The 6,298-nt window shown below is 73.4% G+C and carries 9 protein-coding genes; all 9 read left to right on the top strand.

Annotation, left to right across the window (positions count from 1 at the left end; genetic code table 11):
* On the top strand, positions 1-921 hold a 921-nt coding region (locus Q8S40_RS15965), incomplete at its 5' end, for an HAD-IC family P-type ATPase (protein ID WP_305671165.1).
* Positions 911-1,441, top strand: a complete 531-nt coding sequence (locus Q8S40_RS15960; RefSeq protein ID WP_230165286.1) for a copper chaperone PCu(A)C — start codon at positions 911-913, stop codon at positions 1,439-1,441. The genes Q8S40_RS15965 and Q8S40_RS15960, both read left to right, overlap by 11 nt.
* 2 nt (positions 1,442-1,443) lie before the next feature.
* Positions 1,444-3,087, top strand: coding sequence for an apolipoprotein N-acyltransferase (lnt, locus tag Q8S40_RS15955; RefSeq protein WP_305671164.1), 1,644 nt, complete (start codon positions 1,444-1,446; stop codon positions 3,085-3,087).
* Entirely contained in the window at positions 3,084-3,806 is a 723-nt protein-coding gene (locus tag Q8S40_RS15950) for a cytochrome c biogenesis CcdA family protein (RefSeq protein WP_230165284.1), read from the top strand. Before lnt ends, Q8S40_RS15950 begins: the two co-directional genes overlap by 4 nt.
* Positions 3,803-4,306, top strand: a complete 504-nt coding sequence (lspA, locus tag Q8S40_RS15945) for a signal peptidase II (RefSeq protein ID WP_244458921.1) — start codon at positions 3,803-3,805, stop codon at positions 4,304-4,306. Before Q8S40_RS15950 ends, lspA begins: the two co-directional genes overlap by 4 nt.
* 29 nt (positions 4,307-4,335) lie before the next feature.
* A complete protein-coding gene (locus Q8S40_RS15940) occupies positions 4,336-5,004 on the top strand; it encodes a thioredoxin domain-containing protein (protein ID WP_230165282.1) in 669 nt (222 codons plus the stop codon).
* Between the two features lie 46 nt (positions 5,005-5,050).
* Positions 5,051-5,548 (top strand): M23 family metallopeptidase, encoded by a 498-nt coding sequence (locus tag Q8S40_RS15935; protein ID WP_305671163.1) that lies wholly within the window; start codon positions 5,051-5,053, stop codon positions 5,546-5,548.
* A complete protein-coding gene (locus tag Q8S40_RS15930) occupies positions 5,545-5,871 on the top strand; it encodes a YnfA family protein (protein WP_305671162.1) in 327 nt (108 codons plus the stop codon). The genes Q8S40_RS15935 and Q8S40_RS15930 overlap by 4 nt, the downstream gene beginning before the upstream one ends.
* Positions 5,868-6,260 carry a DUF2946 family protein gene (locus Q8S40_RS15925; protein ID WP_230165279.1) on the top strand — a complete coding sequence of 131 codons (393 nt, stop codon included), beginning with the start codon at positions 5,868-5,870 and terminating at the stop codon, positions 6,258-6,260. The genes Q8S40_RS15930 and Q8S40_RS15925 overlap by 4 nt, the downstream gene beginning before the upstream one ends.
* Positions 6,261-6,298: the final 38 nt, after the last annotated feature.

The raw sequence follows: 6,298 nt of genomic DNA, 5'->3' as shown, positions 1-6,298 counted from the left end.
ACGCTGACCGAAGGCCGTCCGCGCGTCACCGACGTGCTGCCGGCCGAGGGCCGCACGGCAGAGGCGGTGCTCGCGCTCGCCGCGGCGGTCGAGCAGGGCTCCTCCCACCCGCTCGCCAAGGCGATCCTGGCGGAGGCGGCGGCGCGCGGTGTCGCGGTGTCGGCGGCAGAGGCGCAGTCGGCCATCCCCGGCCGCGCCGTGGCCGGCACGGTCGATGGCGTGCAGGTCAGCATCGGCAGCCCGCGCCATGCGCGGGAGTCGAACGCCACGCTCGGCCCGCTGGAGGCCGAACTCGACCGGCTCCAGGGCGAGGGCAAGACGGTGTCGGTCGTGCTTGCCGGCGGCGCGGTCGCCGCGCTGGTCGCTCTGCGCGACGAGCCGCGCGCGGACGCCGCGGCCGGCATCGCGGCGATCACCGCGCTCGGCGTGCGCCCGGTGATGCTGACCGGCGACAACCGCCGCACCGGGGAGGCGATCGCCATCTCGCTCGGCCTCGACGCCAAGGCGGAACTGCTGCCCGACGACAAGCTGCGCGAAATCGGCAAGCTGCGCGAGCGCGGCGCGGTGGTGATGGTGGGCGACGGCATCAACGACGCGCCGGCGCTGGCGGCGGCCAATGTCGGCGTGGCGATGGGCGGCGGCACCGATGTCGCGCTGGAGACCGCCGATGCCGCCGTGCTGAAGGACCGCGTGACGGGGGTGGCGGAACTCGTCTCCCTGTCGCGCGCGACCATGGCGAATGTGAAGCAGAACGTCGCCGTCGCGGTTGGGCTGAAGGCGGTGTTCCTGGTCACCACAATGCTCGGCATCACCGGGTTGTGGCCGGCGATCATGGCGGATACCGGCGCGACGGTCCTGGTGACGCTGAATGCGCTCAGGCTGCTGCGCTGGACGCCTGCCAGGCCCAAGGATGCTGCCTGATGTCCTTCGTCGTAGATCCCTGGGTGGCGCGGAACAGCACAAGGGCGACCGTATGACGCCCGGCAGCATTCCCGGGCGGCGCTGGCTGATGCCCGCTGTCCTCCTCGCGTGGCGCCTGATCCTGTCGGGCCCGGCTGCGGCCCAGGATGTTCAGGCGGGCGGCCTGCTTCTGACCGGAGCCTGGGCGAAGGCCGCCGACAACGACCAGCGCCTGTCGTTCGGGTTCGTGACGATCCGCAACCGGGGCAGTGAGGCGGACAGGCTGCTCTCCGCCACGTCGTCCGGCGCGGCCGCCGTGGAACTGCGTGAACCAGACCCGTCCGCCTCCGGCGGTGCGCGCGCCGTCACAGAGGGCTTCGTCATCCCTGCCGGTGACGTCGTCGCCCTGGAGCCCGGCGGGCGGCACCTTCTGCTGCGCGACCTGCAGGCACCGCTCGCGCTCGGCGACGAAATCCGCGTCACGTTGCGCTTCGAACGCGCGGGCGCAGTGGTCCTGCCGCTCCGGGCGCATTGGCACTGACAATGGGAAGGCCGGCCCCGAACGACAGCGCTGATCTGCACCGCGCCATGAAGGGCTTCGTGCTGCCGCGGACCCGCCACGACGGCGCGTGCGTGACGCGGTCGCAAGCGGCACGCGGACCAATCCGCCGCGTGACGCACCGCATGGCCTATGGCGCCACCGCGCTCGGGCTCGGAGCGCTCAGTGCCATCGCGCTGGCGCCACTGCACATCGCGCCCGCCGGCGTGGTGGCCTTCGGCGGCCTGTGGTTCCAGCTTGAGCGGACGGCGTCCCTGCGCGGCGCCTTCGTGCTTGGCTGGTTGTTCGGCCTGGGATCGTTCCTGGTCGGCCTGTCCTGGATCACCGAGGCGTTCAGCGCGGATGCGGCGCGCTTTGGCGCGCTGGCGCTGCCGGCCCTGGCCGCGCTCAGCGCCGGCCTCGCGCTGTTCCCCGCATGCTCGGTCGCTGCGGCGCGGCTGCTGGCGGGCCGCGCGGGCGGCGTGCCGCTCGCCCTGGCGTTGGCCGCGTTCTGGGTCGCGGGCGAATGGCTGCGCGGCGCGGTGCTGACCGGCTTTCCGTGGAATATCGCGGGCCATGCCTGGGGCGCCAGCGATGCCGGGCTGCAGGCGGCGGCGCTGGTCGGCATCCATGGCCTCGGGCTGCTCGCCGTGCTTGCCGCGGTGCTGGCCGGCGTGGCGGTGCGGCAGCGGCGCGTCGGGCCCGCGCTTGCCGCGACGGTCATCATTGCCCTGCCCTGGGCCTGGGGCACAACGCGGCTTGCCGATGCGATGCCCGCTGACGCGCCAGGCATCCGGCTGCGCCTGGTGCAGCCGAACATCGCGCAGGACCTGAAATGGGCCGAGGGCGAGCGCGAGCGCATCCTCGGCCGCCTGCTGGCGCTCAGTGCCGCGCCTGCGGCGGATGGCGTGGCACCGACCCACATCATCTGGCCGGAAAGTGCCGTGCCCTACCTCCTCGCCGAATCGCCGGCGATCCGCGCGGAGGTCGCGCGCATCATCCCGCCGGGCGGCGCGCTGCTGACCGGCGCGGTGCGACGGACCATCGCGGACGATGGCGGCCCGGCGCTGCTCAACAGCCTGGTCGCGCTCGACGACACCGGGGCGATCACCGCCGCCTACGACAAGATCCAGCTGGTGCCGTTCGGCGAATACCAGCCGCTCCGCCGGCTGCTCGCGGATCTGCCGAAGATCACCGTCGGGACGGTGGACTTCATCCCCGGCCCGCCTCGCGAGGCGATGCGCGTGGCCGGGCTGCCGCCGCTCTGGCCGCTGATCTGCTACGAGGCAATCTTCCCCACCACGTTGCCGGCGCAAGGTCCGGCGCCGGGCTGGATCCTGACGGTAACCAACGATGCCTGGTTCGGCACCTCCTGGGGCCCCTACCAGCACGCCCTGGCCGCCCGGCTGCGCGCCATCGAACTCGGCCTGCCGCTGATTCGCGTGGCGAACAGCGGCATCTCGCTGGTGACCGACGCGGTGGGGCGCGAGCGCGCGCGGCTGCCGCTGGCGACCGAAGGCGTGCTGGACCTGCCGCTGCCGGCGGCGCTGCCCGGCGGCACGCCCTATGCGCGCTTTGGCGACCTGCCTGTCGCGATCGGCGTCGCGGCGCTCGCGGGAATCGCGCTGGCCGGGAGGCGACGCGCGTGACGATCGACCTCACCCTGTTCGGCATGGTTCTCGCCTTCGGCGGGGGGCTGGTGTCGTTCCTGTCGCCCTGCGTGCTGCCGCTGGTGCCGGGCTACGTCGCCTGGGTGGCGGGGACCGACCTCGCCACGGCGCGCGCCGAGCGTTGGCGGGCGCTGCGCCTGTCCGTCTTTTTCGTGCTGGGCTTCGGGCTGGTGTTCGTGCTGCTGGGCCTCGGCGCGACCGCGATCGGCGGGCTGCTGCGGCGCTGGTCCTACGAGCTCACCGTCGTCTCCGGCCTGCTCATCGCGGCGATGGGGCTCGTGCAGATGGGCCTGCTGCGCGTGGCGCCGCTGATGCGCGACCTGCGCTTCAGGCCGCCGGGCGAGGGCGGCGGCCCGGTCTCCGCCACGCTGATCGGCGTCGCCTTCGGCTTCGGCTGGACGCCCTGCATCGGGCCGGTGCTGGCCGGCGTGTTGACGGCCGCGGCGCTGACACCCGGCGCCGGGGTCGGGCTGCTGGCCGCCTATGCGCTGGGCCTCGGCGTGCCGTTCCTGCTGGCGGCCTTCTACCTGCCGGCAGCGATGGCTCGTGCGCGGCGGCTCGGGCGGCTCGGGCGGATCCTGCAGGTCGCGAGCGGCGTCGTCATGCTCGCGGCCGGCCTGGCCATCGCAACCGGCGAGATGACCCGTCTCGCCATCTGGATCCTGGAGGCATTTCCATGGCTGGCTCGGCTGGGATGACGACGCCCGCCCCCCGCGCGCTGCGCCGCTTCGGCCTGATCGCGGCACCAATCGCAGCGGTCATCGACCAGGCGACCAAGGCCTGGGCGCTGGAAGCGCTCTGGCCGCCCTACAGCGAAGGGATCACGCTGCTGCCGGTGCTGAACCTGCGGCTTGGCTTCAACACCGGCGTCACCTTCGGGATGTTCGCCGACAGCGCGGCCGGCGCGGTGTGGCTGCTGGTCGGCATCAAGCTCGCCGTGGTGGCCTGGCTGCTACATTGGCTGCGGCGCGCGGCCAACCGGACCGAGGCGACGGCGATCGGCCTCATCATCGGCGGGGCGATCGGCAACATCGCCGACCGCCTGCGCATCGGCGCGGTCACCGACTTCATCGACGCGCATTACGGCGGCTGGCACTGGCCGACCTTCAACATGGCCGATGTCGCCATCGTCTGCGGCGTCACGCTGCTGGTGCTGACTAGCTTTCGCGCACCGTCGCCCCAGGTGCAGCCGCAATGACCACTATCCCAGAGCCGGAGGAACCACCCATGTCCCACACCATAACCCGCCGGGCGGCGCTTGCCGCCGCATTCGTCGTTCCGGCGGCGACCGCACTCGCCCAGGCGCCCGGGCCCCAGGCCTTCGAGCCGACGGCACCCGCCCCCGACACCCCGCGACCGCTGCCGGGCGAGCGCATCATCGGCCGCGCCGATGCCCCGGTGGCGGTCATCGAGTACCACTCGCTGACCTGCGGCAATTGCGCGAACTTCCACACCACGATCTTCCCGCGCATTCGCACGACCTTCATCGAGCCGGGGCTGGTGCGCTTCGTGATGCGCGACTTCCCGCTCGACCGCGTGGCGCTCGATGCGGCGGCGATGGTCCATTGCGGCGGGCCGGAGCGATACGAGGCGCTGATCTCGACCCTCTACGCGAACAAGGAGGCCTGGGCGCACAGCCCGGATGCGCGCACCTGGCTGCGCCGCGCCGGCACGCTCGCCGGGATCCCGGCGGCGCGGATCGACGCCTGCATGACCGACCGCGGCTTCACCGACCCGATCATCCTGATGCGGCTGCAGGGCGAGCGCGAGTCGGGCGTCAACGCGACCCCTTCCTTCGTGATCAACGGGCAGCTGCATCGCGGCGTGCAGAGCTTCGAGCGCTTCTCCGCGCTGATCCGCCCACTGCTGCCGCCGGGCGCGGCGCCCCGTGGCTGAGGCTCCGGGGTTGCCTTCCGGAGCGGGTCAAGGCACGGACCGCGCCATGATCCATCGTCCCTCCCTGATCCTCGGTCTCGCCTTCGTTCTCGGCACCGGGTCCGCCGCGCTCGCAGCCCCCTGTCCAGCGACCATGCCGGTCGCGGGCGAGTTCTCCTCGGGCTTCGGCTTGCGCCACGGCAGGCCTCATCCCGGCGTGGACATCCGCGCGCCGGTCGGCACGCCCGTGGTGGCGCTGAGCGACGGCGTGGTGGTCTTCGCCGGCCGCTACTACGACTACGGCCTGATGATCGAGATCGAGCACGCCGACGGCTCCCGCGCTCGATACGCCCACCTGGCACGCTTCGCGCCCGGCGTGGCGGCCGGGCGTCCGGTCGCGGCGGGCCAGGACCTCGGCGTGGTGGGGCGCACCGGCCGCACCACCGGGGCGAACCTGCATGTCGAGCTGCGCCGCGACGGGCGCGCGGAGAATCCCTGGCCCTGGCTGACCCGACAGTCCTGCATCCCCGGCATCGAGGTCGCCGAGGCGCCCGCCCGGCGATGAGGACGGTCGCGATCTACGCCGCGGCCGCGCTGGCGGAGATCGCTGGCTGTTTCGCCTTCTGGGCGTGGCTGCGGCTGGGCCATTCGGCGGTGTGGGCAGCCGCGGGCGTCGCCGCGCTCATCGCCTTCGCGTGGTTGCTGACCCTGGTCGAGGTGGAGCATGCCGGCCGCGCCTATGCGGTCTATGGCGGCGTCTACATCGCGGCGACACTTGTGTGGCTGCGGGTGGTCGAGGGTTTCGAGCCCGATCGCTGGGACCTGATCGGCGGTGCCGTTGCCCTGGGTGGCGCGGCGATCATCCTGTGGGGGCCGCGCGCCGCATGAGGCGGGCCTGGGCCGAACTGCGCGTGCCGATCTCCGCCCTGGTGCTGCTGGCCATGGTGGCGCGGCTACTGGCGCCGCTGCCGGCCTTCGCGGCAATGGACAGGGCCGCCTTCGACGCGATGCTGCGGGCAAGCCTGTGCCTGCCGTCCGGCCTGCCCGCGCCGGATGCGCCCGAGCAGGCGCCGGACGCCGAGGCCGCGTCGCATTGTCCGCTGTGCCGTCTGCCCGATGCGGCGGATGCGCCGCCGCCGGCCCCACTCGTGCTGCCGATGCCGGCCTGGACGACGCTGGCCGCGCACCGCGCTGCCTTCGCCGGCGCATCGCCCCTGCCGCCGGCGCGTGCACCGCCGCCGGCCCGCGCACCGCCTGTCGCTCCGACCCTCGGCTGAAGCCCGCCCCGCCTGGCGCGGGGCTGTTCCATCCCTTG

This window comes from Falsiroseomonas sp. (assembly GCF_030695085.1).
Taxonomy (GTDB): Bacteria; Pseudomonadota; Alphaproteobacteria; order Acetobacterales; family Acetobacteraceae; genus Falsiroseomonas.
The sequence above is the reverse complement of the archived record's forward strand: the minus strand, read 5'-3'. Positions and strand labels throughout refer to the sequence as shown.

Coding starts and splice junctions, on each gene's coding strand:
- Q8S40_RS15960 (WP_230165286.1), top strand. CDS start 911: ATGCTGCCTGATGTCCTTCGTCGTAGATCCCTGGGTGGCGCGGAACAG.
- lnt (WP_305671164.1), top strand. CDS start 1,444: ATGGGAAGGCCGGCCCCGAACGACAGCGCTGATCTGCACCGCGCCATG.
- lspA (WP_244458921.1), top strand. CDS start 3,803: ATGACGACGCCCGCCCCCCGCGCGCTGCGCCGCTTCGGCCTGATCGCG.
- Q8S40_RS15940 (WP_230165282.1), top strand. CDS start 4,336: ATGTCCCACACCATAACCCGCCGGGCGGCGCTTGCCGCCGCATTCGTC.
- Q8S40_RS15935 (WP_305671163.1), top strand. CDS start 5,051: ATGATCCATCGTCCCTCCCTGATCCTCGGTCTCGCCTTCGTTCTCGGC.
- Q8S40_RS15930 (WP_305671162.1), top strand. CDS start 5,545: ATGAGGACGGTCGCGATCTACGCCGCGGCCGCGCTGGCGGAGATCGCT.
- Q8S40_RS15925 (WP_230165279.1), top strand. CDS start 5,868: ATGAGGCGGGCCTGGGCCGAACTGCGCGTGCCGATCTCCGCCCTGGTG.